Source organism: Pseudomonas sp. GP01-A4 (assembly GCF_058780865.1).
The window spans coordinates 1-26,780 of record NZ_JBYSWF010000082.1; the positions used below are offsets into that span (position 1 = coordinate 1).

General features: G+C 61.8%; 27 protein-coding genes and 1 pseudogene. 4 read left to right on the forward strand and 24 right to left on the reverse strand.

Going from position 1 to position 26,780, the window contains the following annotated elements:
• Positions 1-200 (reverse strand): annotated as a pseudogene (locus AC3WKX_RS30250) (class I SAM-dependent methyltransferase); the annotation flags it as partial.
• 96 nt (positions 201-296) lie between these two features.
• Between AC3WKX_RS30250 and AC3WKX_RS30255 the strand changes: the two are divergent.
• On the forward strand, positions 297-917 hold the full coding sequence (locus AC3WKX_RS30255) for an energy transducer TonB (RefSeq protein WP_102606061.1): 621 nt from the start codon (positions 297-299) through the stop codon (positions 915-917).
• A 3-nt stretch (positions 918-920) separates the two neighbouring features.
• Here the strand turns inward: AC3WKX_RS30255 and AC3WKX_RS30260 are convergent, their stop codons facing one another.
• From AC3WKX_RS30260 to ppc, 7 genes are all read right to left on the reverse strand, one after another.
• Positions 921-1,619: an extensin-like domain-containing protein gene (locus AC3WKX_RS30260; RefSeq protein ID WP_087695213.1), complete on the reverse strand. Its 699-nt coding sequence runs from the start codon at positions 1,617-1,619 to the stop codon at positions 921-923.
• Between the two features lie 3 nt (positions 1,620-1,622).
• Positions 1,623-2,450 (reverse strand): isocitrate lyase/PEP mutase family protein, encoded by an 828-nt coding sequence (locus tag AC3WKX_RS30265; protein ID WP_102606062.1) that lies wholly within the window; start codon positions 2,448-2,450, stop codon positions 1,623-1,625.
• 27 nt (positions 2,451-2,477) lie between these two features.
• Complete coding sequence (locus tag AC3WKX_RS30270) at positions 2,478-3,338, reverse strand: DUF72 domain-containing protein (RefSeq protein WP_003219211.1); 861 nt, start codon at positions 3,336-3,338, stop codon at positions 2,478-2,480.
• Positions 3,338-3,649, reverse strand: coding sequence for a hypothetical protein (locus AC3WKX_RS30275; RefSeq protein ID WP_003219213.1), 312 nt, complete (start codon positions 3,647-3,649; stop codon positions 3,338-3,340). Before AC3WKX_RS30275 ends, AC3WKX_RS30270 begins: the two co-directional genes overlap by 1 nt.
• 160 nt (positions 3,650-3,809) lie before the next feature.
• The gene (gene tsaB / locus AC3WKX_RS30280; protein WP_102606063.1) at positions 3,810-4,496 is read right to left on the reverse strand and encodes a tRNA (adenosine(37)-N6)-threonylcarbamoyltransferase complex dimerization subunit type 1 TsaB; all 687 of its coding nucleotides are present in this window, start codon (positions 4,494-4,496) and stop codon (positions 3,810-3,812) included.
• Positions 4,497-4,585: 89 nt separating this feature from the next.
• Positions 4,586-5,233, reverse strand: a complete 648-nt coding sequence (gene adk / locus AC3WKX_RS30285; protein WP_008431098.1) for an adenylate kinase — start codon at positions 5,231-5,233, stop codon at positions 4,586-4,588.
• 268 nt (positions 5,234-5,501) lie between these two features.
• Positions 5,502-8,147, reverse strand: coding sequence for a phosphoenolpyruvate carboxylase (gene ppc, locus AC3WKX_RS30290; RefSeq protein WP_102368213.1), 2,646 nt, complete (start codon positions 8,145-8,147; stop codon positions 5,502-5,504).
• 187 nt (positions 8,148-8,334) lie between these two features.
• Here ppc and AC3WKX_RS30295 point away from each other — a divergent pair, with 187 nt between their 5' ends.
• The 3 genes from AC3WKX_RS30295 (at position 8,335) to lptF (ending at position 10,233) form a co-directional block, all read left to right on the forward strand.
• Positions 8,335-8,679, forward strand: coding sequence for a hypothetical protein (locus AC3WKX_RS30295; protein WP_003219222.1), 345 nt, complete (start codon positions 8,335-8,337; stop codon positions 8,677-8,679).
• Positions 8,680-8,963: 284 nt separating this feature from the next.
• Positions 8,964-9,392 carry a DUF4398 domain-containing protein gene (locus AC3WKX_RS30300; protein ID WP_003219226.1) on the forward strand — a complete coding sequence of 143 codons (429 nt, stop codon included), beginning with the start codon at positions 8,964-8,966 and terminating at the stop codon, positions 9,390-9,392.
• Between the two features lie 55 nt (positions 9,393-9,447).
• Positions 9,448-10,233, forward strand: coding sequence for a lipotoxin F family OmpA-related lipoprotein LptF (lptF, locus tag AC3WKX_RS30305; RefSeq protein WP_003219227.1), 786 nt, complete (start codon positions 9,448-9,450; stop codon positions 10,231-10,233).
• 28 nt (positions 10,234-10,261) lie between these two features.
• On the opposite strand, the gene AC3WKX_RS30310 is transcribed toward lptF, so the two are convergent.
• The 16 genes from AC3WKX_RS30310 to AC3WKX_RS30385 form a co-directional block, all read right to left on the reverse strand.
• Complete coding sequence (locus tag AC3WKX_RS30310) at positions 10,262-10,495, reverse strand: hypothetical protein (RefSeq protein ID WP_008431103.1); 234 nt, start codon at positions 10,493-10,495, stop codon at positions 10,262-10,264.
• Positions 10,496-10,704: 209 nt separating this feature from the next.
• Positions 10,705-10,950 carry a hypothetical protein gene (locus tag AC3WKX_RS30315; RefSeq protein ID WP_008431105.1) on the reverse strand — a complete coding sequence of 82 codons (246 nt, stop codon included), beginning with the start codon at positions 10,948-10,950 and terminating at the stop codon, positions 10,705-10,707.
• A 112-nt stretch (positions 10,951-11,062) separates the two neighbouring features.
• On the reverse strand, positions 11,063-11,389 hold the full coding sequence (locus AC3WKX_RS30320) for a PA3694 family proteiin (protein WP_003219233.1): 327 nt from the start codon (positions 11,387-11,389) through the stop codon (positions 11,063-11,065).
• On the reverse strand, positions 11,386-12,291 hold the full coding sequence (locus tag AC3WKX_RS30325; RefSeq protein WP_032898691.1) for an alpha/beta hydrolase: 906 nt from the start codon (positions 12,289-12,291) through the stop codon (positions 11,386-11,388). The genes AC3WKX_RS30320 and AC3WKX_RS30325 overlap by 4 nt, the downstream gene beginning before the upstream one ends.
• Positions 12,292-12,464: 173 nt before the next feature.
• On the reverse strand, positions 12,465-13,742 hold the full coding sequence (locus AC3WKX_RS30330; protein WP_003219237.1) for a flavohemoglobin expression-modulating QEGLA motif protein: 1,278 nt from the start codon (positions 13,740-13,742) through the stop codon (positions 12,465-12,467).
• Positions 13,743-13,763: 21 nt separating this feature from the next.
• Positions 13,764-14,312, reverse strand: a complete 549-nt coding sequence (locus AC3WKX_RS30335; protein ID WP_008431109.1) for a hypothetical protein — start codon at positions 14,310-14,312, stop codon at positions 13,764-13,766.
• 16 nt (positions 14,313-14,328) lie between these two features.
• The gene (locus AC3WKX_RS30340; RefSeq protein ID WP_023659125.1) at positions 14,329-15,045 is read right to left on the reverse strand and encodes a TetR/AcrR family transcriptional regulator; all 717 of its coding nucleotides are present in this window, start codon (positions 15,043-15,045) and stop codon (positions 14,329-14,331) included.
• A gap of 152 nt (positions 15,046-15,197) precedes the next feature.
• Positions 15,198-16,700, reverse strand: coding sequence for a lysine--tRNA ligase (gene lysS / locus AC3WKX_RS30345; RefSeq protein WP_003219243.1), 1,503 nt, complete (start codon positions 16,698-16,700; stop codon positions 15,198-15,200).
• Positions 16,701-16,778: 78 nt separating this feature from the next.
• Positions 16,779-17,874, reverse strand: a protein-coding gene (gene prfB / locus AC3WKX_RS30350; RefSeq protein WP_096236834.1) for a peptide chain release factor 2 whose coding sequence is annotated in 2 segments (ribosomal slippage) — positions 16,779-17,801 and positions 17,803-17,874 — 1,095 coding nt in all. Because the reading frame shifts where the segments join, the coding sequence is not laid out codon by codon here.
• Between the two features lie 247 nt (positions 17,875-18,121).
• Positions 18,122-19,123: a diguanylate cyclase gene (locus AC3WKX_RS30355; protein ID WP_003219248.1), complete on the reverse strand. Its 1,002-nt coding sequence runs from the start codon at positions 19,121-19,123 to the stop codon at positions 18,122-18,124.
• A 51-nt stretch (positions 19,124-19,174) separates the two neighbouring features.
• Positions 19,175-20,185, reverse strand: coding sequence for a chemotaxis response regulator protein-glutamate methylesterase (locus AC3WKX_RS30360; protein WP_003219250.1), 1,011 nt, complete (start codon positions 20,183-20,185; stop codon positions 19,175-19,177).
• Positions 20,182-22,485, reverse strand: a complete 2,304-nt coding sequence (locus tag AC3WKX_RS30365; protein ID WP_102368209.1) for a hybrid sensor histidine kinase/response regulator — start codon at positions 22,483-22,485, stop codon at positions 20,182-20,184. Before AC3WKX_RS30365 ends, AC3WKX_RS30360 begins: the two co-directional genes overlap by 4 nt.
• Positions 22,482-23,168, reverse strand: coding sequence for a chemotaxis protein CheW (locus AC3WKX_RS30370; protein ID WP_102368208.1), 687 nt, complete (start codon positions 23,166-23,168; stop codon positions 22,482-22,484). Before AC3WKX_RS30370 ends, AC3WKX_RS30365 begins: the two co-directional genes overlap by 4 nt.
• Complete coding sequence (locus AC3WKX_RS30375) at positions 23,165-24,427, reverse strand: CheR family methyltransferase (RefSeq protein WP_102606065.1); 1,263 nt, start codon at positions 24,425-24,427, stop codon at positions 23,165-23,167. The genes AC3WKX_RS30370 and AC3WKX_RS30375 overlap by 4 nt, the downstream gene beginning before the upstream one ends.
• On the reverse strand, positions 24,427-24,939 hold the full coding sequence (locus AC3WKX_RS30380; protein WP_102368206.1) for a chemotaxis protein CheW: 513 nt from the start codon (positions 24,937-24,939) through the stop codon (positions 24,427-24,429). The genes AC3WKX_RS30375 and AC3WKX_RS30380 overlap by 1 nt, the downstream gene beginning before the upstream one ends.
• Positions 24,939-26,561, reverse strand: a complete 1,623-nt coding sequence (locus AC3WKX_RS30385; RefSeq protein ID WP_102606066.1) for a methyl-accepting chemotaxis protein — start codon at positions 26,559-26,561, stop codon at positions 24,939-24,941. Before AC3WKX_RS30385 ends, AC3WKX_RS30380 begins: the two co-directional genes overlap by 1 nt.
• Positions 26,562-26,780: the final 219 nt, after the last annotated feature.

Sequence of the window (26,780 nt, forward strand, 5' to 3'; positions counted from 1 at the left end):
AAATCCACCCGCACCGGCCCCGGCGCCTCAGGCCCCAGCTGTTGCAACTGCAGCCCCTGCTCCCCCACCTGCAAGGCAAAGTCCGCCTCATCCAGTTGCAAAGGCAACCCCAGCTGCTCGGCCCAGTGCTGCGCACGTGCCTGAAAACCTTCGGCCAAGGCCTCGACCCGAATGCGGCTGGCCGCTGGTTGTTCGCTCATCGGTGACTACGCTCAAAAATATTAAGGATCGGCAAAAAGCGGCCGATAAAAAAAAGGATCCGGCATTTTGCCAGAGCTGAGCGACGATCGAGAGAAATGTCAGACATTCCTTCGCTATTCACCGGTGTACTGCCGACCCACAACCACTTCGGCCTGCGCAATACCCAAGCGCTGGCCGGCGTCAGTCATGTGTGGCAGGACTTCTTCGCCCAGGCGTTGGCCGAACAGCTCGGCGACACGCCGGGCGCGCTCACCAAGTCGGTGGCGAAACCTGTGGACCCGGCGGTAGAACCCAGCGAAGGCAGTGACCTGCTGTCGCAGATCGTCACCCAGCGCGCCTGTGATGTGACAGACACCGAGATCGCCCCGCCCGAGCCGCTGTTCCTGCCTATCGCCGAATTCGAACTGGAACTGCTGCCACCGGCCCCGCCACCGTACCCGGCGGAAGAAGTGGTCGCCCAGCAAAAGCAGCAAAACTTCGAAAGCGCCTGGGTGCGCCCGATCGTCCTGGCCGCCGGCCAACCGCTGCCCGAACCGGGTCCCGCGCCGCAACCACGCCCGCTGCATTTGCCGATCGCCGAATTCGAACTGGACCTGCTGCCACCACCACCGCCACCGTTCCCGGCAGAAGAGCTGGTTGAGCAACAGAAAGCCCTGGATTTCGACAGCCGCTGGGCGCGTCCGCTGATCCTGCACAACCTGCGCCTGGCCGCCTGACCCTCAGCGACACACCCACCACCGACCCATGTCCAGATGAAAGTGATTACGGTGGGCGGCGTTGTAATCCGGGCTCAACACCACATTGAAATCCTTGCAGGCGCCGTCGCGCACTTGCCGCAGGAAGCGCGCACGCTCGCCGTCACCCGGCCAATCCTTGAGCACACTGATGGTGCGCCCGTCCGCCAGGCGAAACCCGGCGATATCCAACGCATTGGCCGACGCGTGCTGGCTGAGTCGCCCGTTGGCGCGGTTGTAGATATTGCGACAGGCAAAGCTGCCCAGGTGATCGACCCGCGTCACTGCCTGGCCAAACACCGCCTGGGCCGCTGGTTGCAGGCTATGACGCTCGAACAGGGCGAACGCCACGGCCAGCGGGCAACTGGCGAGAAAGCTGCTGCTCAAGCCGACATCAGCGCCTTGGACCCGCAATGTATTGCGCAGCGGGCAAGCCGCGTCGGCAGGGCTGTCCGCCTGATGGGCGACCCGCAGCCCGGAGGTCTTCAGCACTTGGTCACATAGGGCAGGATCATCCTGCAAACGCCCAAGCTTGAATCGGGTCAGCAGGTTCGGGCTTGCCCGCACGTCCAGCGGCGCCCACGGGTTCCACTCATCGGGCAGCGGCACCCAGCCCCGCCACACGCCAACCAACACACCACCTGCCAACACCAGCAGCACGCCCAGCACCTTGAAGAAACGCACGCCTCAGCCCTTGAACAGTTGATTGGCCTGGCTGAACGGCATCGAGCGCTCAGTGAAGGTAAACGTGCCCAACTCATGAACCTCCTGGGCCGCCCTGAAGAACTCGCCATAAGCCGCCAGGGCCATGGCCGAGCCGACGCTGATGCGCTTGACGCCCATCTCGCTCAACTGCGCCACGCTGAGTTTCAGGGCGCCTGACATCAAGATATTCACGGGCTTGGGTGCAACCGCCTTCACCACCGCCAATACTTCCTCGGCACTGCGCAGGGCCGGTGCATAGAGCACGTCGGCGCCAGCTTCGGCGTAGGCCTGCAGGCGGCGAATGGTGTCGGGCAAATCCAGCCGGCCATGCAGGAGGTTTTCCGCGCGGGCGGTCAGGGTGAAGGGGAATGGCAAACTGCGGGCAGCGGCGACTGCGGCTTCGACGCGCTCCACGGAAAGGTCAAAGGGATAGATCGGGTCGACGGCAATTCCGGTGGTGTCTTCGATGGAGCCACCGACAATCCCAGTCGCTGCCGCCCGCAGGATAGTCTCGGCGCAGCCTTCAGGGGTGTCACTGAAGCAGTTTTCCAGGTCGGCGGCGACGGGCAGCGAGGTCGCCTGGACGATCGCCCCGGCATTGCCCAAGGTGTCTTCCAGGGACAACGCACCTTCGGCATCCGGGCGGCCGAGGCTGAAGGCAAAGCCGGCGCTGGTGGTGGCCAGGGCTTCAAACCCCAGGCTGGCGAGCATTTTTGCGGAGCCGGCATCCCATGGATTGGGCATCACGAACGCGCGGTCACGCTCGTGCAGGGCCTTGAAGGTTTCGGCGCGAAGGGTTTGGGCATCCATGACTGACTCCTGTCGGGAAAAGGAGCCTTAGAGTAACCCCAGTTGCTCCGCTGCGGGTTCTCGATGCAGGGTGGGCAATGCCGGCAAGCCGGGCAAGCGCAGCATCAATTTCTCATGAAAGCGCAAGGCCAGTTGGGCGGCCAGGCGGTTGTCGGAAGTGTGAAGAAACACGTAGGGCGTACGCCCCTCTTCGATCCAGCCGGCGACCTTTTCAATCCAGGGCACCAGGAACGGATCATTGGCTTCCAACTCCGGATGGCCAATAAAGCGCACTTGCGGAAACTGCGTCAGCGCCGCCGGGCGAGGCGGCACCTTGGGCTTTTTCGATTGGGCGTGCAGCACGGCTGCCGAGGTGGAGGTGCAACTGAACAACGCACGCGGGTCCAGGCAGATGCGCTCGACACCGCGGTCGCGCAGCAAGCGGTTGAGACTGCGCTCGGCATCGCCCTTGGCGAAAAACTCCGAGTGACGCACCTCCACCGCCAACGGTCGCTCCAGCCCGTCGATAAACCCGGCCAACTCACCCAGGCGCTGCGGGGTAAAACTGGCCGGCAGCTGCAGCCACAACGGCGAAATACGCTCGCCCAACGGGCTCATCAACCCCAGGAAACTTTCCGCCGCCGGCAACTGCTCGATCAGGTTGCCGCTGTGGCTGATATCCCCCGGAAACTTGGCCGTGAAGCGAAAATGCTCGGGCATGATTTCAGCCCAGCGCTGCACGGTAGCGACGGAAGGACGGGCGTAGAACGTGGTGTTGCCCTCGACGGCGTTGAAGACCTGGGAATACAGGGCAAGGTAATCGCTGGAGCGGGCGTCGGCGGGATACAGGTATTCGCGCCAGGCGTTTTCACTCCAGGACGGACAACCGAGGTAGTAAGGCAACAGCATCAGATATGGATATCGAGGCCCAGCACTTCCATATCCCATTCGACAAAGCCGGCAGTGGTCAGGTAGCTGGCCAGGGCATTGGCGACGTTTTTGCTCATGGAGCGCGGGAAGATCATGTCTTGCTGGCGGGCAGGAACGCCGCTGGTGCGTGCACCGCCGGAACCCTGGGAACGGGTTGAAACAGCAGTGTTGTCGGACTGGATTTCAACAAAATCGGGCGAGTCTTCGACGGAGTCGTCTACCGTCACGTTCGCCTTGCGAGGCTTGCGCTTGAGGGGGTAGGACTGTGATGAAAAGCCGTCTATGCGCATACATGCGAACTCGGTATCGGTGATGGCATTTTAGTGGCGCTTTCCATGGCGCGCAAATGCTCTGGTGATAACTAGAACACATAATTGGTAAAAGGTTTAAAAGCGCGGGCAAATTCTGACGATTGGCTATTTTTGTCTGAAATTGCCCGCACTTTTGACGTCAAATAATCCCGCGTTCAGCCTTGGTCTGCGCCACTTTATCCCGCAGGTACACGGGCGCCGCCTGGTCCGCCGGAATCGCCTCGCCTCGCTCCCAGGCAAAGCGTGCCAGGGCCAGCAGGTCTTCGGCGTGGGGCAGCATCCCGGCATCCTGGCCGGCAAGCGTCACGCCAATGCGCTCGCCGTAGCCCCAGCCGGTGCCGGCACCGAACCAGTCGCCGCTGGCATCGCCCGGCAACGCCGCCGCTTCAGGTGGCAGCACGGCTTCAGCGCCGATCAGGCGCATCTCGCCAGCGGTTTCGCGGTAGCAGCCCCAATACACTTCATCCATGCGCGCATCGATGGCCGCCGCGACCTGGTTGGCGCCGTGTTCGCGAAACGCGCGCTGCGCCAGCACCGCCAGGTTGGACACCGGCAACACCGGACGCTCCAGCGCAAACGCCAACCCCTGGACCACACCGATAGCGATGCGCACGCCGGTGAACGCGCCCGGGCCGCGCCCGAATGCGATGGCGTCCACTGCCGACAAGGTGGTGTCCGCGTCCAGCAGCAATTGCTTGATCATCGGCAACAGCTTCTGCGCGTGCAGGCGCGGGATCACCTCGTAGTGGCTCGTAACCTTGCCATCGTGCAGCAGGGCAACGGAGCAAGCTTCAGTCGCGGTGTCCAGGGCCAGCAAGGTGCTCATCGGTGTATGCATCCACGTTGAAAAAAAGTGCGTCAGTATAAACAACAACGGCCCGCAAGCGGGCCGTTGTCAATCAAGCGGATGAACGATCAGATCAGCGCTTCCAGTACTTTGCCAGTGATGGCTTCAACCGAACCCACACCTTCGATGTGGCTGTACTTCGGCTTGCCCTGGGCGGCCGAGAGTTTCTGGTAGAAGTCCACCAGCGGCTTGGTCTGGGAATGGTAGACCGACAGGCGATGACGCACGGTCTCTTCGGTGTCGTCCTTACGCTGCACCAGATCTTCGCCGGTGACATCGTCCTTGCCCGCGACTTTCGGCGGGTTGTAGACGATGTGGTAGACGCGGCCCGAGGCCTCGTGAACACGACGACCGGCAATACGCTGCACGATCTCTTCGTCTTCAACGGCGATTTCCACCACGTTGTCCAGCTCGACGCCGGCCTTCACCAGCGCTTCAGCCTGGGGAATGGTGCGCGGGAAGCCATCGAACAGGAAACCGTTCTTGCAGTCGTCCTGGCTGATGCGTTCCTTGACCAGGTTGATGATCAGGTCATCGGAGACCAGGCCGCCGCTGTCCATCACGCTCTTAGCGATCAGGCCCAGCTCGGTGCCGGCCTTGACGGCCGCACGCAGCATGTCGCCGGTGGAGATTTGTGGAATGCCGAATTTTTCAGTGATGAACTTTGCCTGAGTACCTTTACCGGCCCCGGGAGCTCCCAGCAGAATGACGCGCATCGATGTGCTCCTCAATTTTTTATAGAGATGACGCTCGGATTCGCCGCGTGGGGCCAATCTCGGAAATTTTGGGTCCAGGCCGCACAAACGGCCAAAGGCTGATCAAGATACACAGCAGGCCCAAACCACACAAGCCGCCGAAAGTAGGAGAAACCCGCGCCGCGCTGGCTTTACAAGCAGGTACAACCCTGACAGCAAAACGCCGGTCGCCAATTTTACGGCGACCGGCGCGGGGTATCTGCAAGCTATTGAGAACACGCCATAAATGTCAGCCGGTGTTGCGCAAACCAGCGGCAATACCGGCCACAGACACCAGCAGCGCCTGTTCCAGAGGGCTGTCCTGTGCCGCTTCCTGTTGTCGCGATCGGGCCAGCAATTCGGCCTGCAGCAGGTGCAACGGGTCCAGGTAGGTGTTGCGCAGGCGGATGAACTCCAGCGTATCGGGGCTGTGGGCCAGCAGCTGAGACTGGCCAGTCAGGCCAAGCACCACACTGCACGCCTGCGACAATAGGTCGCGTAAGTGCGCGCCCAATGGCAGCAGATCGGGCTGCACCAATCGCTCGTCATACAGCCGGGCGATGTCGGCGTCGGCCTTGGCCAGCACCATTTCCAGCATATCGATGCGCGTACGGAAGAACGGCCACTGCTCGCGCATCTGCCCCAGCAACTCGCCTTCGCCCCGCTCCAGGGCATTGTTCAACGCCGCTTCCCAGCCGAGCCAGGCGGGCAGCATCAGGCGGGTCTGGGTCCAGCCGAAGATCCACGGGATCGCCCGCAGGCTTTCAATGCCACCAGCCCGGCGCTTGGCCGGACGACTGCCCAGGGGCAAGCGACCCAACTCCTGCTCCGGCGTGGACTGGCGGAAATACTCGACGAACTGCGGATTTTCCCGCACCACGGCGCGGTAAGCGCTGACACCGTCGGCGGCCAATTCGTCCATCAGGTGGCGCCACGCCGGTTCCGGTGGTGGCGGTGGCAGCAAGGTTGCCTCCAGCACCGCCGCCAGATACAGGTTGAGGTTCTGCTCGGCGATGTCCGGCAGGCCGAACTTGAAGCGGATCATCTCGCCTTGCTCAGTGGTGCGGAAACGCCCCGCCACCGACCCCGGAGGCTGCGACAGAATCGCCGCGTGAGCCGGGCCGCCGCCGCGGCCTACAGTGCCGCCACGACCGTGGAACAGCAGCAGTTCGACTTGTTGTTCGCGGCAGATTTCCACCAGCCGTTCCTGGGCCCGGTATTGCGCCCAGGCGGCGGCGGTAGTGCCCGCGTCCTTGGCCGAATCCGAGTAGCCGATCATTACTTCCTGCGGGCCTTGCAGACGGGCGCGATAACCCGGCAACAGCAGCAGTTTCTCGATCACCGGGCCTGCGTTGTCCAGGTCAGCCAGAGTCTCGAACAACGGCACCACACGCATCGGCCGTTGTACGCCGGACTCCTTGAGCAGCAGTTGCACGGCCAACACGTCCGACGCGGCGCCGGCCATGGAGATGACGTAGGAACCCAGGGACGCAGCCGGTGCGGCAGCGATTTCCTTACAGGTGTTCAGCACTTCGGCGGTGTCTGCCGAAGGCTTGAAGTAGCCTGGCAACAGGGGTCGACGGTTGGCCAGTTCCTTCATCAGGAAGCTGATGCGCGCCTCTTCGTCCCAATCCTCGTACCGGCCAAGGCCCAGGTAGTCGGTGATTTCGGTCATGGCCGCGCAGTGGCGGGTGGAGTCCTGGCGTACGTCGAGGCGCACCAGGAACAGCCCGAACGTGACCGCCCGACGCAAGCAATCCAGCAGCGGGCCGTCGGCAATCACGCCCATGCCGCAGCTATGCAGCGACTCGTAGCACAGTTGCAAAGGCTCGAGCAGGTCGCGGTTATTTTGCAGCACATCGGCGGGCGCCGGCGTGGTGCTGGTCAACGAGGTGTGGGCCCATTGGCGTGTGGCGCGCAGCCGCTCACGCAATTGCTTGAGCAACGCCCGGTAAGGTTCGACGCTGTCACCCACCTTGGCCTGCAATGCCGGGCTGGCCTGTTGCATCGACAGTTCGGAGGCGAGGTGGTCGATGTCGCGCAAGTACAGGTCAGCCGCCATCCAGCGCGCCAGCAACAGCACTTCGCGGGTGACCGGGGCGGTGACGTTGGGGTTGCCGTCGCGGTCGCCGCCCATCCAGGAAGCGAAGCGAATCGGCGCGGCCTCCAGAGGCAGGCGCAGGCCGGTAGCCGCGTGCAAGGCGTGATCGGCCTTGCGCAAATAATTCGGGATGGCGTGCCACAACGAATGCTCGATCACCGCAAAGCCCCACTTGGCTTCGTCTACCGGCGTGGGCCGGGTGCGGCGAATTTCTTCGGTGTGCCAGGCTTCAGCGATCAGGCGTTGCAGGCGATTGCGGATCTGCTCGCGCTCGGCGGTGGTGAGGTCGCGGTGATCCTGCAGGGCCAGTTGTGCGGCGATGGCGTCGTATTTCTGGATCAGGGTGCGGCGGGCGACTTCGGTGGGGTGAGCGGTGAGCACCAGTTCGATTTCCAACCGACCCAACTGGCGCGCCAGGGATTCGCTGCTGTGGCCTTCACTCTGCAGGCGCGCCAGCAGTTCCGGCAGCACCCGCGACTCGAACGGCGCCGGGGTTGATTCATCACGGCGGTGGATCAACTGATACTGTTCGGCGATATTGGCCAGGTTGAGAAACTGGTTGAAGGCCCGCGCCACCGGCAGCAGTTCGTCTTCCTTGAGTTGATTGAGGCTGGCGCTCAGCTCTTCGCCGGCCACCTGCTCCGAGGCTGCGCCACGGCGGTCGGCCTTGGCGCCTTTACGGATCTGCTCGATCTTGTCGAGGAATTCATCGCCGTACTGTTCTCGAATCGTGTTGCCCAACAGTTCACCCAGCAGGTGAACATCCTCACGCAAACGTGCATCGATATCGCTCATCAGCCAATCTCCAGCAGAAAATCCGGGACGCTTTGATCTTCAAGAGTGCCGCCCACGGCGACGTCTTACAAGGAACTTTAAACCTTGTGAGTTGCAGCTAGTCTCAACAGTAAGCCGCAGCGTTATCCGCGCTGGCCGGCTGGTCACTCATCATCGCCCGCGTACCGTGGGCTCCATTGAGGTTGCCATGAAAATCCGAGAACTGGCCCAGCATTGGGAAGAAAACGCCAAGGGTCGCCTGACCAAAACCGAATACGCCATCCATCTGGACGTGGAAGCCGCCGCCAGGCTGGCGGCGATCTCCGAGATGTACCCCAAACGCCATACCGAAGAACTGCTCGGCGAGTTGATTGGCGCAGCCCTCGAAGAGCTGGAAGCGAGCTTTCCCTACATCAAGGGCAAGCAGGTGATTGCGACCGATGAGGAAGGCGATCCGCTGTATGAGGATGTCGGCCCAACCCCACGTTTTCTCAGCCTGTCACGGCGTTACCTGCACGATTTGTCAGCTCAGTCCGACAAGCAGAAACACTAGTAAACCTGCGCCTCAAAACCCTTAACCTCCCGTATCCAGGGCCTCCCACAGGCCCTGGATACCGCTGCGCCATGCAAAAGTTCCAACTTTTAAACGCTGACCGTTCAGTCAAATATTTTTTTAGGCAAATCGCCATCTTCGCTGAACTATTCAAAAAAGCCTCCGGTCACAGCCAGTAAGCCATCACTTGGAACAGCCGTTTGAATAGGCGTCCTGAGCTAACCGCCGGGCCCCGCAGACACTGCAAGCCGGAGATGGATTTGATGTTTTTCAGGAGTTACCTAATGGAGTTGAAGACGATGAAGACCAGCACTGCCAAAACCTCGTTTAACCACCTGCGCGGGCTTAAATTGGCCGCGCTGGCAATCGGCACCAGCTTCGTACTGGCTGGCTGCGCCGGCAACCCGCCGACCGAGCAATACGCTGTTACCCAATCTGCGGTGAACAGCGCTGTCAGCGCCGGCGGTACCGAGTTCGCAGCCGTGGAGATGAAGTCTGCCCAGGACAAACTGAAGCAAGCTGAAATCGCCATGCACGACAAGAACTACGACGAAGCCCGTCGCCTGGCCGAACAGTCCGAGTGGGACGCTCGCGTAGCAGAGCGTAAAGCCCAGGCTGCCAAGGCCGAACAGGCTGTGAAGGATTCCCAGAAAGCTGTTCAGGAGCTGCGTCAGGAAGGCATGCGCCCGGCCGTGATCCAGCCGCAACAATAAGCCGCCGCCCCTGATTGCATTGCACCCGAAACCGAATTGAAAGGACGACACGACTATGCGTAAACAATTGATGATCCCTGCCCTGCTGGCGATGAGCGTTGCTCTGGCGGCTTGCTCCACCCCGCCGAACCAGAACCTGGAAAATGCTCGGACCAACTTCTCGGCCCTGCAAGCCAACCCGCAAGCCACCAAAGTAGCGGCGCTGGAAACCAAAGACGCCAGCGACTGGCTGGACAAGGCTGACAAGGCCTACCGCGACAAGGAAGACCAGAAGAAGGTCGACCAACTGGCCTACCTGACCAACCAGCGCGTTGAAGTGGCCAAGGACACCATCGTCCTGCGTGAGTCCGAAGCCAAGCTGAAAAACGCCGGTGACGAACGTGCCCGCGCCCTGCTGCAGGCCCGTGACGCGCAGATCAAGCAACTGCAAGACAGCTTGAACGCCAAGCAGACTGATCGCGGCACACTGGTGACCTTTGGTGACGTGCTGTTCGCCACCAACAAGTCAGACCTCAAGTCCAGCGGCCTGGTGAATATCACCAAGCTGGCGCAGTTCCTGCGCGATAACCCGGACCGTAAAGTGATTGTCGAAGGCTACACCGACAGCACCGGTTCCGACTCGTACAACCAGAGCCTGTCCGAGCGCCGCGCCGCTTCCGTACAGCGCGCACTGGCCAACCAGGGTGTGGATATCTCGCGCATCGTGACCCAGGGCTATGGCAAGGAATACCCGGTTGCCGATAACGGCAGCGTTTCGGGCCGCGCCATGAACCGCCGCGTTGAAGTGACCATCTCCAACGACAACCAGCCGGTCAAGCCACGTTCTTCGATGGCCAACTGATCGATTGATGCTGGAAAAAAAACCCACGTTACTGTGGGTTTTTTTTCGGGTCGTCGAACCGGACAGGTCGGTTGGGATCCTCGGCTGGTAGCTCTATCTTCCCGCCGTAGCCATGTTCCGACAGCTTGTCGAGCAAGTGCTTGAGCTTATGATCCTCGGCGTCGAGCATTTCCAGCTTCTCGTGCCCCCTGAGCATGTTCACCATGTTGCTTATTGCAGCAATATCTATCGCCACCTTCTCGCCCCGACTCGTGTAAATCACATCGCTTCTGTGGTGCGTTACGCAATACGGTTCCAGATATTTCCATCATCAACTACGACTGCACCGGAGGGCCCAGCCCGCACACCACGCCGCCCGCTCCGTCGCTGAATGATCGTTTGAGGCCGCATGAAAAATCCCGCCAAATGGCGGGATTCTTTTATTTGCAGGCCAGGAATCAAGAGGTCCCAGTGCGCTTCAAGAGCATCGGGTCAGTAGCTTACTTGCGCCGAGTTATCCTGCTCCTGCCCTTTGAGTTGGGCCAGCTCCGCCTCGAGCCTCTTGAGCCTTTCCTCAAGGCTTTCTTCGCCCTGCGCGCCCTGTGCACCACCGCCTCCTTGGGCGATCTGGTTCTTCAACTTCTGAATATCTTGTTCCAATTGCTGAAGTCGCGAATCACCTCCCCCCGCACCGGCAGTGAATGGGGAAGACGAGTTGTTTACGCGAGGAATGTCCATTCAAGTGACTCCAAATTAAGTATCCGAGATAACCGATCCAGCGCTGCTGGCCAGTACGGAATCTGTGGCAATCCACTTAAAATGGTTCCAGACCTTTCCCACTTGACTCGCGCTACTGCTCCAATTGCGGCGTTTCCTGCCCCATGCAACGCACTGCCTGCTTCTTGCTGTTGACCAGTACGCCGGTCAGCCCTTTCTGTTCGGTATCAAACAGCACCAGTACGCCATCAACGCATTGCGCCACCTGGGCGGCCGGGGTCAGGGAGATTTTGTAATCCTCGCCCGGCACGGTCTTGAGCATGGTGAAGTCGCTGAGCAGCAACGCATCCTCGGGCTTGGCGAAGTGCAAATAGCCGTAGTACCACAGGCAGCCAACAGTACCGATGATGGTGCCGATGCCGGTGAGGATCAGGGGGATCATGTTGCGTTCTTCGCTCATTGCGGGTTCTCTGCGTTGGAGTTCGGGGCCGCCGGGTAATTGGGGATTTCCCCCAGGCGGCGCAGCCCGTTGAAATGCTGGGGGTCGTCCAGGTAGCGCAGCATCACGGTTTGCCAGGTCTTGTCGGCAAAGGTTTGCACGTGGCCACCCCGGGTCAGTTGCAGCACCCGCGGTGGCGGCGCAGCCTGATACAGGCGAATGCCGTTGGAGAGCGGCACGATCGGGTCATCCAGGCTATGGAACAACAATTTCGGCACGCCGGTCAGCCGGGGCATGGCGTTGATCGCACTGTCGCCGTCCGGCACCAGCCACGACAACGGCACCTGGAACGGCCATGTTAGCCAGGAGGTGCTGAGGGCGAATTGTCCTACGTCACGATAACTGGCCGGCACACCGTCCAGTACCAGCGCCTTGAGCTGCGGCTGACGTTCGGGATGTTCCGCCAGGTAGTGCACCACTAGCGCGCCGCCCAGGCTTTGGCCCAGCACGATCAGTGGCTGGCCCTGGGTTTCGGGGGCGTTGTCGATCCACTTGAAAGCGGCGTCGATGTCCTGGTAAACCGCCGGCAGCGAAGGTTCGCCTTCGGACAACCCGTAGCCGCGATAGTCCACCAACAGCACTTGATAGCCCTGCTCCGGCAGCCACCAACTGCCGCCGAGGTGCCAGGCGAGATTGCCGCCATTGCCGTGCAGGTGCAGCACCGTGCCCTTGAGCGGCACGCCGGCCTTGGCCGGCAGCCACCAGGCGTGGAGCTTCAGGCCATCGGCGGTGGTCAATGTGACGTCACGGTATTGCAGGCGAGCCTTTTCCGGGGTGAACGGCATGCCGCGCTCCGGATAGAACAATAAGGAGCTGCAGCCGTTAAGGGTCAGTAGCAGGCAAAGAATGCCGAGGATTCTCATCCGTTGAAGCCTCGTGAATGGGTTGGGAACGATCCTGAAGACCTATGGAGATCAAAGGTGGGAGCGGGCTTGCTCGCGAATGCGGTGATTCAGTAACCACATCTGTTGCTGATACACCGCATTCGCGAGCAAGCCCGCTCCCACATTTTGACTGAGTTCCTTCAGAGATATCGTTAAAGGATATTGGAGTAATCCGCCTCGATCCGGTCCAGGCTCAAATGGTTGAGGAAGTTGGAGAAACACATCCACGCCGCCAACGCATTCATGTCGCGGAACTGATCCGGCAGGTATTTGGGTGGCACCACCAGGCCTTCGTCCACCAGTTGGCGCAGGGTACGCATGTCTTCCAGGGTGGTCTTGCCGCAGAACAACAACGGCACTTGCTCCAGCTTGCCTTTGCGCACGGCCAACTGAATGTAGTTGTAAACCATGATAAAGCCCTTGAGGTAGGACAAATCCTTGGTAAACGGCAGACCCGTAGGCGTCGACCCACGGAAAACCCGGCTCGCATTGCCGTAGCTTTCCGCCATCTCAAAGCCCTGCTCACGGAAGAACTCGAACACCTGCAGGAAGTCGGCTCCCTGCTCCACCATATGAATGGCGCGAGTGCGGTTGGTCAGCTTGCGCAGGCGGCTGGGGTAGGAGGCGAAGGTGATGATTTCCATCAGGATCGCCAGGCCTTCCTGGGTCACGGTCGACGAGGGCGGGCCCTTGGACAGGAAGGTGCAGATCGGCTGGTTTTGCCCATTGAGGGTGGTGCCCACGTGCACCAGGCCTTCATGGACCTCCAGGGCGCGCACGTCGCGGTCGTTGAACATCGCGTCGGCGCGGATCTTGATGTAGTCGGCACCTGCCGCCGCATCCGCCACGATACCGTCGGACTCAAACACCCGGATGGTTTCCTCGGCCTCGCCGAATACCTTGTTCAGGCGGCTCTGCAGCAGGTTGACGGCGTCCTTGGCGGTCAGGGTCTTGGCTTCGTCCTTGAGGTCGCCACGGCCATCGATATTGTTCAGGTAGTCCGACATCATCAGGCCGAGGTCGGCCAGGGTCGGGTCACCGGCATGGAACGCATCGGAAGCGGCGCCATACAGCTCCTGGGAGATCAGGCCGAAATCCTCGGTGCCCCGCGCTTCGAGCATGCGCACCACCATGCGGTACTCCTTGCACATGCGCCGCATGATCTGCCCGACCGGGTTGAACTGGCCAAGCTGGCGGGTGATGTCACGCTCGATGTTCTGGAACTCCAGCTTCACCGCGCTGGAATCGAACGACAGCGGCCGGGTCAGGTAGTAGTCGCGGTCCACCGCCGGCATTTCCTTGCCCTTGGCCTTGAGGAATCCCTGGCGAATATTCTCGTCCCACTTCACGGCGTCGAGGACGCGAATCGGTGTTTGCGCCAGCACAATGCGATCGGACAAGGCGCGTATCGTCTGCTGGTAATCGTCCACCCGGTACTTCCTCTTTAAACGTTATTTGCCTGCACGCTGGTAGCGCACGGCTTCGACGAACACATCGGCATTGGCCGGATCATCCAGGTACGCAAATACCCGGGCCATGGAACTGTCGATCAACACACCGGCACCCTCGACGGTTTCGACGGTGCTGCCACTCAGGACCTTCTGGCCGACCGCCTGGTGGACCTGATCCAGGTCGAGGTTGTAGACCACCAGCTCGTGCTCATCATTCAATTCGAACCCGGCGAGGATGTAATGCCCGCCGAACCTGGCCGGCAATGGCGCCGACAGATACCAGCGGCTGCCATGCCGGGAAACCGTGAACAGGTATTCATCCCGCTGGCCCGGCTTGGCCTTAGGGTAGCTCACGGCTTTGTAGCGGTGCTCACCGACGCGGCTGATTTGCAGGTTGAGCGGCTCACCCCAGGCGTTTTTGCTGGCCCATTTGCCAAGCAGACCATCAGGCGCCGCCTCGCTGGCGGGCAACGGGTCCTTGAAGGTCACCAGGCAACCGCTGAGCAACAGGAACGACAAGGCGATCACGACGACGCGCCAGGCTTTCATTGGACAATCCCCTGTGTCAGACCGAAGCCAACACCAAATGCATGTAACGCTTGAGGATCTCAAGCATTTCTTCGCTGGTCAGAGGCTCTGCGCCGCCCAGCAGGCCCTGATATTCCATCCGACCGATAATCGCCGTCAACACTTTGGCATCCTGTTGCGGCTCGCGGGAACCCAATACCTGGAAAAACTGGCAAGTGCCCTGCAGCAGGATTTGCTGGTGGGAGCGCACCAGCTCGGCCAGGCGCGGGTTCAGCAGCGCTTCCTGGCGAAACGCCTGCTCGGCCATCAGGTGCTCACGGCGGTTGAGCAATTGGCGTTGCACGTAATCGGCGGTCAGGCGCGCGATGTCATCGGCCAGTTGCGAGCGCGACTGCGGGCTGCCGTCGCCATAAGCCACCATCTCGCGCAGCAGGCCTTCGTTACGCACCCACAACTTGCCCATGAACGCGGCGCTGCGCTCCACATATTGGGCGAAGGTGTCGGTGAGCAGGTCGTCGATGTCCTTGAAGTAATAGGTGGTGGCCGACAACGGCACACCGGCTTCCGCCGCCACCGCACGGTGACGCACGGCACGCACGCCTTCGCGTACCACGATGCGCATCGCTGCATCGAGAATGTCCTGCCTGCGCTGCTCACTGCCCCGGCGACTGGCCTTGCGGCCCTGGTACTGAACACTTTCAGCCACGGCAGCGGCAATGCCGGCGGCACCCTTTTGAGCCATTACGCGGTTCACGACGGATCTTCCTCCACAGTGTGACGCGGAGCGTCACGGGCTGCGTTCCCACGCGGAGCGTGGGAACGATCACCTGGTGCTGTTTACTTGACGCTTATAAACGCCACATAAAAAAGCCGCCTTATAAAAGGCGGCTTCGGATTTCGCTACGGTTACGCTTGTGGCCGCATGTGCGGGAACAAGATCACGTCACGGATCGACGGCGAGTTGGTCAACAACATCACCAACCGGTCGATGCCGATACCTTCACCGGCGGTAGGCGGCATGCCGTATTCCAGGGCGCGTACGAAGTCGGCGTCGTAGTGCATCGCCTCGTCGTCGCCAGCGTCCTTGTCGGCCACCTGGGCCATGAAGCGCTCGGCCTGGTCTTCGGCATCGTTCAGCTCGGAGTAGGCGTTGGCGATTTCACGGCCGCCGATGAACAGCTCGAAACGGTCGGTGACGTTCGGGTTGTCATCGTTGCGACGGGCCAGCGGCGACACTTCGAACGGGTACTGGGTAATGAAGTGCGGCTGCTCCAGCTTGTGCTCCACCAGCTCTTCGAAAATCATCACCTGCAATTTGCCCAGGCCTTCGAAGCCCAGCACCTTGGCGCCGGCTTTCTTGGCGATGGCGCGGGCCTTGTCGATGTCGTTCAGGTCATCGGCGGTCAGCTCAGGGTTGTACTTGAGGATCGAGTCGAACACCGACAGGCGCACGAACGGCTCGCCGAAGTGGAACACCTTGTCGCCGTATGGCACGTCGGTGGTGCCCAGGACCAGTTGCGCCAGTTCGCGGAACAGTTCCTCGGTCAGGTCCATGTTGTCTTCGTAGTCGGCGTAGGCCTGGTAGAACTCCAACATGGTGAATTCAGGGTTGTGACGGGTCGAAACGCCTTCGTTACGGAAGTTGCGGTTGATCTCGAACACTTTTTCGAAGCCGCCAACAACAAGCCGCTTGAGGTACAGCTCAGGCGCAATACGCAGGAACATTTCCATGTCCAGCGCGTTGTGGTGGGTTTCGAACGGCTTGGCTGCGGCACCACCCGGGATGGTTTGCAGCATCGGTGTTTCAACTTCGAGGAAGTCACGCTTCATCAGGAAGCTGCGGATGTGCGCAATAACCTGCGAACGCACGCGGAAGGTCTGGCGCACTTCTTCGTTGACGATCAGGTCAACGTAGCGCTGGCGATAGCGCTGCTCGGTGTCGGTCAGGCCGTGGTGCTTGTCCGGCAGCGGGCGCAGGGATTTGGTCAGCAGGCGCACGCTGGTCATTTCAACGTACAGGTCACCCTTGCCGGAACGCGCCAGGGTGCCTTCGGCGGCAATGATGTCGCCCATGTCCCAGGTTTTCACCGAGGCCAGGGTTTCTTCGGACAGGGTTTTACGGTTGACGTAGACCTGGATGCGACCGGTCATGTCCTGGATCACCATGAACGAGCCACGGTTGAGCATGATGCGACCGGCAACCTTGACCGGAATTGCAGCCTCTGCCAGCTCTTCCTTGGTCTTGTCCGCGTACTGTTTCTGCAAGGCATCGCAGTAGTTTTCGCGGCGGAAGTCGTTCGGGAAGGCATTGCCCTTGGCGCGCTCGGCAGCAAGCTTTTCCTTGCGCAGGGCGATCAGGGAGTTTTCTTCCTGTTGCAGGGCTTGCGGGTCGAGTTGTTGGTCGCTCATGTCTTTAAATTTTCCATCAGGTTCGTTGTCCCCGGCCTGCGGCCGGGGATCGCCGGCAAGCCGGCTCCTACAAAGGAGTTACAGGCCAGATTTCAGGCTGGCTTCCAGGTATTCGTCGATATCACCGTCGAGCACCTTGTCGCAGTCGCTGCGTTCGATGTTGGTACGCAGATCCTTGATCCGCGACGCGTCGAGCACATACGAGCGGATCTGGTGACCCCAGCCGATATCCGACTTGGTGTCTTCCAGCGCCTGGGACGCGGCGTTGCGTTTCTGCATTTCCTGCTCGTACAACTTGGCCCGCAGCATTTTCATGGCGGTGTCCTTGTTCGCGTGCTGGGAACGTTCGTTCTGGCAGCTCACCACGGTATTGGTCGGTACGTGGGTAATACGTACGGCCGAGTCGGTGGTGTTTACGTGCTGGCCACCGGCACCGGAGGAACGGTAGGTGTCGATCCGCAGGTCTGCCGGGTTGATCTCGATTTCCACCTTGTCGTCGATCTCTGGCGAGACGAAAACGGCGGAGAACGACGTGTGGCGACGGTTGCCGGAGTCGAACGGGCTCTTGCGCACCAGGCGGTGTACGCCGATCTCGGTCCGCAGCCAGCCAAAGGCGTATTCGCCCTTGATGTGCACGGTCGCGCCCTTGATGCCGGCGACTTCACCGGCCGACAGTTCCATGATGGTCGCGTCGAAACCGCGTTTGTCGGCCCAGCGCAGGTACATGCGCAACAGGATGTTGGCCCAGTCCTGGGCTTCGGTGCCGCCGGAACCGGCCTGGATGTCCAGGTAGGCGTTGTTCGGGTCCATTTCATGGCTGAACATGCGGCGGAATTCGAGTTTGGCGAGATTTTCCTCGAGACGGGCCAGCTCGGCGACGACATCGCCCACTGCGCCTTCGTCGTTTTCTTCGACGGCCATGTCCAGCAGGTCGCGGCAATCGCCCAGACCGGTGTTCAATTCGTCGAGGGTGTCGACGATCTGCGCCAGCGCAGCGCGCTCGCGGCCCAGTTCCTGGGCATATTCAGGTTTGTTCCAGACAGCCGGATCTTCAAGCTCGCGATTGACTTCGGTCAGACGCTCATGCTTTTGATCGTAGTCAAAGATACCCCCGAATAGTTTCGGAGCGCTCGGACAGGTCCTTGATGGTGTTAAGGATCGGGTTGATTTCCATGGCGGGCAGCACTCGTTGGCGAACTTTTGAAAGCCGACGAGTATAACGACAAACGGCTGATAACGGCAGTCCGCTTGGCCGAAAAGGCGGGGATATGCACCATCCAGACAGCGATGAAGATCAAATGTGGGAGCGGGCTTGCTCGCGAATGCGGAGGTTCAGTCGCCAGATGCATTGACTGACACACCGCATTCGCGAGCAAGCCCGCTCCCACATTAGGTCTGCGACATCCCACAGACCGTATTCCCTACTCGATCCCCACCTGATTGCGCCCATTGTGCTTGGCCAGGTACAAGCCTTTGTCCGCTGCCGAGATCAATTGCCGGCAATCGGTGCCCTGCACCGGGGTCATGGTCGCCAAGCCGATACTGATGGTCAGGCTCGCCCCTTCTGCCGGGGCAATGTGCGGGATTTTCAGGCTCGCCACCGCCTGGCGCAGCTTCTCGGCCACCAGCCGCGCACCGCCCGGCGAGGTATTGGGCAGCACCAGGGCAAACTCTTCACCGCCATAACGCGCCGGCAAATCCGAAGGACGGCTGCTGGCATCACGAATGGTCGCCGCCACCTTGCGTAACGCCTCGTCGCCTTCCAGGTGGCCGAAACTGTCGTTGTAGGTCTTGAAGAAGTCCACGTCGATCATCAGCAGCGACAGTTGGGTCTGGTCACGCATGGCGCGGCGCCATTCCAGTTCCAGGTATTCGTCGAAATGCCGGCGATTGGACAGCCCGGTCAGGCCGTCGGAGTTCATCAGCCGTTGCAGCACCAGGTTGGTGTCCAGCAACTGCTGTTGGCTGACCCGCAGCGCCCGGTAGGCCGCGTCCCGTTGCAACAGGGTCATGTAGGAGCGCGAGTGATAGCGGATGCGCGCCACCAGTTCGATGTTATCGGGCAGCTTGACCAGGTAATCGTTGGCCCCGGCAGCAAACGCCGCGCTCTTGATCAGCGGGTCTTCCTTGGTGGAAAGCACGATGATCGGGATGTTCTGCGTCGCCGGGTGATTGCGGTATTCGCGCACCAGAGTCAGGCCATCGAGCCCCGGCATCACCAGGTCCTGCAGGATCACCGTCGGCTTGATACGGATCGCCTGGGCAATGGCCTGGTGCGGGTCGGCGCAAAAGTGGAAGTCGATATTGTCTTCATGGGCCAGGCCCCGGCGTACGGCCTCGCCGATCATCGCCTGGTCGTCGACGAGCAGCACCATGGCGGCGTTTTCGTCGGTCTTGAAGTCGTCGAGCTGCAAATCATTCATTTACGGTCACCTGAATTACTACCTGCAGGCCAGGACAGCGTGTGATATCGGTCATTTTGCGAATACCTCCAGCAATCGTGGCGCAATTCTGTCCAATGGGCGAATTTCAACAGCCGCGTCAATCGCCGCTGCCGCTTTGGGCATGCCGTAAACAGCACAGCTTTGCTGGTCCTGCGCGATGGTCAGGTAGCCTTGCTGACGCATCAACTTAAGTCCCTGGGCGCCATCACGCCCCATCCCCGTCAGCAGCACGCCAACGGCATCGCCATTCCAGTAGCTGGCGACGCTCTCGAAAAACACGTCGATGGACGGCCGGTAAATCTCGTTCACAGGCTCTGCGGTGTAGGCCAGCGTGCCGTTCTTCAGCAGGCGAATGTGATGATTGGTGCCCGCCAGCAACACGACACCGCTTTGGGGCGGCTCGCCTTCCCGGGCCAGGCGCACCGGCAGGCCCGAGGCACTGCTCAGCCATTCGGCCATGCCGGCGGCGAACACCTGGTCCACATGCTGCACCAGCACAATGGCCGGCGAGAAGTCCCGGGGCAAGCCCTTGAGCAGGGATTCCAGGGCAGCCGGGCCGCCTGCGGACGAACCGATGGCCACCAGGCTCTGGCGTTTGCCCGTGGCCCGCTGGGGCGCAGGCTCGGCCCGCACGCGGCTGCCACGCTGGCCAATCAGCCAGCCGATATTGAGGATCTTGCGCAACAGCGGTGCCGCGGCGTCCTTCGGATTGCCCACGCCCAGTGCAGGCGTGTCAACCACGTCCAGGGCGCCATGGCCCATGGCTTCGAATACACGGCTGACGTTGGCCTGGCGGTCGACGGTGACAATCAGGATCGCACAGGGCGTCTCGGCCATGATCTGCCTGGTGGCCTCCACACCGTCCATCACCGGCATGATCAGGTCCATCAGAATCAGGTCGGGCGTGAACTCGGCGCAACGCTGCACTGCTTCCAGGCCGTTGCCCGCAACCCACACCACTTCGTGGGCCGGCTCTAGGCTCAACGCCCGGCGCAAGGCCTCCACGGCCATGGGCATGTCATTGACGATCGCAATCCTCATGCCCGTGCTCCTCCAATCAGCTCCACCACCGCGTCCAACAGCGCATCGTCATGGAAGCTGGCCTTGGCTAGATAATAGTCGGCGCCGGCGTCCAGTCCACGGCGACGGTCTTCTTCCCGATCCTTGTAGGAAACAACCATCACCGGCAGGGATTGCAGGCGAGTATCACGGCGCAAGAGTGTGACCAATTCAATACCGTCCATGCGAGGCATATCAATGTCCGTGATCAGCAGGTCGAAGTCTTCGGAGCGCAGCGCGTTCCAGCCATCCATGCCATCGACCGCCACGGCCACTTCATAACCGCGATTAAGTAACAATTTGCGTTGCAGCTCACGCACGGTCAGCGAGTCATCCACCACCAGAATACGCTTGCGCGGTGCTTCGAGGGTTTGCTGGGTGCGTCGGGCGATGCGCTCCAGACGACCGGTATTCAGCAGTTTGTCCACCGATCGCAGCATGTCTTCGACGTCGACGATCAGCACCACCGAACCGTCATCGAGCAACGCTCCGGCGGAGATGTCCTGGACCTTGCCCAACCGGTCGTCCAGGGGCAATACCACCAGCGTGCGCTCGCCGATAAAACGCTCCACGGCAATCCCGTAGACCGCATCGCGCTCGCGGATCACCACGACCTTCAGGGTTTCCTGACTGCCCTGCCCCGGCGGGCGCTGCAGCAACTGGCTGGCGGCGACCAGGCCGACATGCCGGCCTTCGTGCCAGAAATGCTGGCGGCCTTCCAGTTGCACGATGTCGTCGGGCGCAAGATCGCACATGCGCTCGATGTGGGCCAGCGGGAAGGCGTAGGCCTCTTCGCCAACTTCCACCACCAGGCTGCGCACTACCGACAGGGTCAACGGCACTTCCAGGTGGAAGCGACTGCCCTGCCCCGCCGTCTGCTCCAGTACCACCGCGCCGCGCAACTGGCGCACCATATGCTGCACCGCATCCAGGCCGACCCCGCGCCCCGAGACCTCGGTGACCTTGTCCCGCAGGCTGAACCCCGGCAGGAACAGGAACGTGAGCAGTTCCTCTTCGCTCAGGCGCAGGGCGGTTTCCACCGGCGACAAATGCCGGTCGACGATGGTGCCGCGCAGGCGCTCCAGGTCGACACCGTTGCCGTCGTCGCTCAATTCCAACACCAGCAAGCCGGCCTGGTGAGACGCCCGCAGGCGGATCAGGCCTTCAGCCGGTTTGCCCGCCAGCAGGCGTTGCTCGGGCATTTCAATGCCGTGGTCCACAGCATTGCGCAGTAAATGGGTCAGCGGCGCTTCGAGTTTTTCCAGCACATCGCGGTCGACCTGGGTTTTCTCGCCTTCGATTTCCAGGCGTACCTGTTTACCGAGGCTGCGGCCCAGGTCACGCACCATGCGCACCTGCCCGGCCAGCACGTCGGCAAACGGCCGCATGCGGCACGCCAGCGCAGTGTCGTACAAGACTTGGGCGCGTTGCCCGGCCTGCCAGCCGAACTCGTCGATTTCGGCGGTTTTTTCCGCGAGCAGCGCCTGGGCTTCGCTCAACAGGCGGCGGGTGTCGGCCAGGGCTTCCTGGGCTTCCAGGCTCAGGTCGACGGTCTTGAGGTGGCCGTCGAGGTTTTCCAGGGCGCGGGCGCTGTTGCTCTGGATGCGCTTGAGGCGTTGCAAGCTGGCGAGGTAAGGCTTGAGCCGCTGGGTTTCCACCAGGGACTTGCTGGACAGGTCCAACAGGCTGTTCAAGCGTTCGGCGGTCACCCGCAACACCCGCTCGCCGCCTTCGGTCATGCGCTTATTTTGGCGTGGCAGTTCGGCACTGACCGGCGGCGCGGGCTCGGGCTCCGGCGGCAGGGTCAGCAGCGCTTCCATCGACAATTCAGGTTCTGGCGCGGGTGTGGGCGGCGGCGCAGGCTTTGGCGCAGCGGGCGGCGCGACTTTCTGCGACGGATCGAGCAACCGCTCCATCAATGCCACATAGGACTCGATGTCCGCCGGGCCCACGGTGTTGCCCGGCGTGGCAATGCGCATCAGCAAATCGGTGCCTTGCAGCAGTGCGTCGATATGTTCCGGCAGCAGGTACAAGCGGCTTTCCTGGGCGCTGACCAGGCAATCTTCCATCACGTGGGCCACGCTGACCCCCGCGTCCACCCCGACAATCCGCGCCGCGCCCTTCAGGGAATGGGCGGCGCGCATGCAGGCTTCGAGCTGGTCGGCCTGGGTCGGGTTGCGCTCCAGGGCCAGCAGGCCGGCGCTGAGCACCTGGGTCTGGGCGTCGGCTTCCAGGCTGAACAGCTCCAGCAGCGAGGCATCGCGCATCTGGTCGGGGGTCATGTGAGGCTCCGGGTCACGGCAGACAACAATTGCGCCTCGTCCAGCCAGCGCAGGCTGCGGCCTTTCCACTGCAACACCCCTTGGGTATAGCGGGCGCTGGCCTGGGTGCCCGACGCAGATGCCGCATTCAAGGTGCGTTCATCAATGGCATGGATACCGTCCACTTCGTCCACCGGCACCACCACGGGGCCGTCCTGCGCCGCGATGATCAGCATGCGCGGCATGATTCGTGCGCCACTGGGGCCGCTGCCGGTGCTGTCCAGCCCCAGCAATTCCACCAGTGAGAGGCACGCCACCAGTGCGCCACGCACATTGGCCACGCCCAGCAAGGCGCGGGAACGCTGATGGGGCAAGGAATGGATCGGCTGCAACGGCGCCACTTCCACCAGGCAGCGAGTGGCGATGCCCAGCCATTCTTCGCCGAGGCGGAACATCAGCAGCGAACGGGTGAGGACATCACCCTCGACTTCCGGCGTCGCGACGGGGCGGTGATCGTCCTGCTGCAAGGCATAACGGTCGAGCAGGCGCGTGGCGGCGGCGGAATACACCGAGCAATTGCGACAGTGAATGTGCTCGGCCAGCAACGGGCAGGACTTGTCACCGTGGATGCCGATGCGGTTCCAGCAGTCATCGATGGCCTGGGTATCGGCCAGGGTCAGGTTCAGCTCGGGATCCAGGGTCATGATTTACGCTCACTGTCAGCTCGCTCGCTGCGCGCGGCACGAGCCTGCAAACGCCGGGCGCCGGCGACATCGCCCTGGGACTCGAGCAACGCGGCCAAGTGCATCAAGGCCTGCGGGTGCTGGGGTTCCAGGTACAAGGCTTTTCTGTAATAACCCTGGGCTTCCAGGGCGCTGCCGGCCACATCGCTGAGCAGGCCCAGCCAATAAAACACCTGGGCCGCCGGCGGATGGCTCTGCAAATAACGCTCGCAGGCAGCACGGGCTTCCAGGCTCTTGCCTTCATTGGCCAGGGTCGCAATCTGACTGAGCAGATCGGCGGCGTCCGACTGCGGGGGCGGCGGCTTGATCGGTACCACTTGGGCACTGACGGTGCTGAACGGCCGGGGCCTGGTCGGGATAGGCGCGGCACTGCGCTGAGGAATCGGCGCGGGCATCGGCACAAATACCGGTTCAGGCGCGGGCTCCGCATGCCGGCTGAAGGCAAACGACTGCGGCACGCCAATCGAACGCATGCCCAGGCGCCCCAGCAGGCTGCCTTCGGCAGGCCCGATAAACAGCACGCCGTCGAGGTGGGTCAGGCCCTTGAGCACTTCAAACACCTGCTTCTGGGTCGGCTGGTCGAAGTAGATCAGCAGGTTGCGGCAGAACACAAAATCGTAGGTGGGCTCGTTGGCCAGCAGCGTGGGGTCCAGCAGGTTGCCCACCTGCAGGCGCACTTGTTCGCGTACCCGGTCGGCAATCCGGTAGCCGTCGGTTTGATCGGTGAAGTGGCGATCGCGGAACTCGAGGTCCTGGCCGCGAAACGAATTCTTGCCGTACACCCCACGGCGGGCGCGCTCCACCGACAGCGGGCTGACGTCCATGCCCTGCACCTTGAACTGATGCGGTGCAAGCCCGGCGTCGAGCAAGGCCATGGCAATCGAATAGGGTTCTTCGCCGGTGGAACACGGCAGGCTGAGGATCCGCAGGGCGCGCATCTGCTTGATTTCGGCCAGGCGGGCGACCGCCAGCCGGCCCAGGGTGGCGAAGGATTCGGGGTAACGGAAAAACCAGGTTTCGGGGACGATCACCGCTTCGATCAGCGCTTGCTGTTCGTCGGTGGAGGCCTGCAATTGCTGCCAGTATTGATCGGCGGTCTGCGCGCTGAGCGCCATGCTGCGCTGGCGTACGGCACGCTCGATGATCGCTTCGCCCACCGAGGCAACGTCCAGGCCAATGCGCTCCTTAAGGAAGTCGAAGAAGCGTTGATCACTGCTCATCAACCCTCCTCGCCCGCGGCAAACAGCAGCGCCTGCACGTCAGCCGTCAGCAGGTCCGCCACGCCGATCCACTGCATCAAGCCACGCTCGTCTTCGCGCACCGGGCCCAGGTAACGTGCCTGGCGGTTGTCCAGGCCGTAGGGCTGGAACTCCGCCGGGTCACAGCGCAGGGTATCGGTGGCCTGTTCGAGGATCAGCCCCAGCCAGCGTGCCGGAGTGAGTGCATCCGGCTGATAATTGACCAACACCAGGCGCGTGCTGGTGCGGGCCTGGGCCGGCGTACCGAAGGTCAAGGCACTGAGATCGATCACCGGCACCATTGCCCCGCGATGGGCAAAGATCCCGGCGACCCACGCAGGCGCATGGGCAATGGGCTTGAGCGGCAGGCGCGGCAGCACCTCGGCCACTTCCGTGGCCTTGAGGGCATACCGTTCATTACCGATGTGAAACACCAGGAACAGTGCTTTCTTCACTGCCGCAACGGCACCGCGTTTAGCCGCGAGGTCGTTCATCAGACTTTAAAACGCGACACGCCGCTGCGCAGGCCGACGGCGACCTGGCTCAGCTCGTCGATGGCAAAGCTGGCCTGACGCAGGGACTCCACGGTCTGGCTGCTGGCATCGCCCAACTGCACCAGCGCATGGTTGATCTGCTCGGCGCCGGTGGCCTGGGCCTGCATGCCTTCGTTGACCATCAACACCCGTGGCGCCAGGGCCTGCACCTGATGGATGATCTGCGACAGCTGCTCGCCCACCTGCTGCACCTCGAACATGCCACGGCGCACTTCTTCAGAGAACTTGTCCATGCCCATCACCCCGGCCGACACCGCCGACTGGATCTCGCGCACCATCTGTTCGATGTCGTAGGTGGCGACGGCGGTCTGGTCGGCCAGGCGCCGCACTTCGGTGGCCACCACGGCAAACCCGCGACCGTACTCACCGGCCTTCTCGGCCTCGATGGCGGCGTTGAGGGACAACAAGTTGGTCTGGTCAGCGACCTTGACGATGGTCACCACCACCTGGTTGATGTTGCCGGCCTTCTCATTGAGGATCGCCAGCTTGGCGTTTACCAGGTCAGCTGCGCCCATCACCGAGTGCATGGTTTCTTCCATACGCGCCAGGCCTTGCTGGCCGGAGCCGGCGGCCACCGAGGCCTGGTCGGCGGCGGTGGAGACTTCGGTCATGGTACGGACCAAGTCCTTGGAAGTAGCAGCGATCTCCCGCGAAGTAGCGCCGATCTCGGTGGTCGTCGCGGCGGTTTCAGTGGCCGTGGCCTGTTGTTGCTTGGAAGTCGCGGCAATCTCGGTGACCGAGGTGGTGACCTGTACCGAAGAGCGCTGTGCCTGGGACACCAGGGCGGTGAGCTCGGTCATCATGTCGTTGAAGCCGGTCTCTACTGCGCCGAATTCGTCCTTGCGTTCGAGGTTCAGGCGTTTGCTCAAGTCGCCGGTGCGCATGGTTTCGAGGATGTCGACGATGCGTTTCATCGGCGCCATGATCGCGCGCATCAGCAGCAGGCCGCAGAGGCCGGCGGCGAGGATCGCGAGGATCAGCGAGACGCCCATGCTGATTTTTGCAGCGGACACGGCGTCGTCGATAGCGTTGGTGGCGCGGTCCGCGACGTTTTTGTTTTCGGTGATGATGTCGTTGAGCTTCATGCGGCCTGCGGTCCAGGTCGGGGTCAGCTCTTCGTCGAACACTTTGCGGGCGGCGGCGACGTCATTGCGCTGCAGGTTTTCAGTGACTGCGGCCAAAGCCTTGTTGTAGGCCTGGTGCAGGGCTTCGAACTTATCGAACTCGGCCTGATCCTCAGCGCCGTTGATAGTTGCCTTGTAATTGGTCATTTGCGTGATGATGCGCGCTTCGAAGGACTTGTAGTCGGCCTTGTCGGCTTCGGTGAGTGTCTTGTCTTTGCGCAGGCCGATGATGTCGAGGGTGTCGAGGTAGCTGTCGACCCATGCGCTGCGGATCATGGAGCTTAGGTAGACCCCGGGGACTGCGTCATCGCGGACTGACTCTTCGCCAGCCTCGATCTTCAACAGGCGTGAATACGAGACCACTACCATCAGCAGCATGATCGCGATGATGACCGCAAAGCTCGCCAAAATCCGTTGGCGCAAGGTCCAGTTCTTCACAGTAATTCCTCGAGGGCCATTCAAATGGAGAGGAGTATAGCTGAGCGGATGCCATCATTAATCAACGGGTTGTGGGATCTGGGTCACGCTCGGGGGAGGAAAGTTTTCTTGGGGGGGCATATCCGTTGCTGCGGTAACGGCTGCTATTGGTTCCGCTCTTACAGCGGCTCACTTTTGAACAGCGCAAAAGTAAGCAAAACGCTCTTGCCCCACCACTCG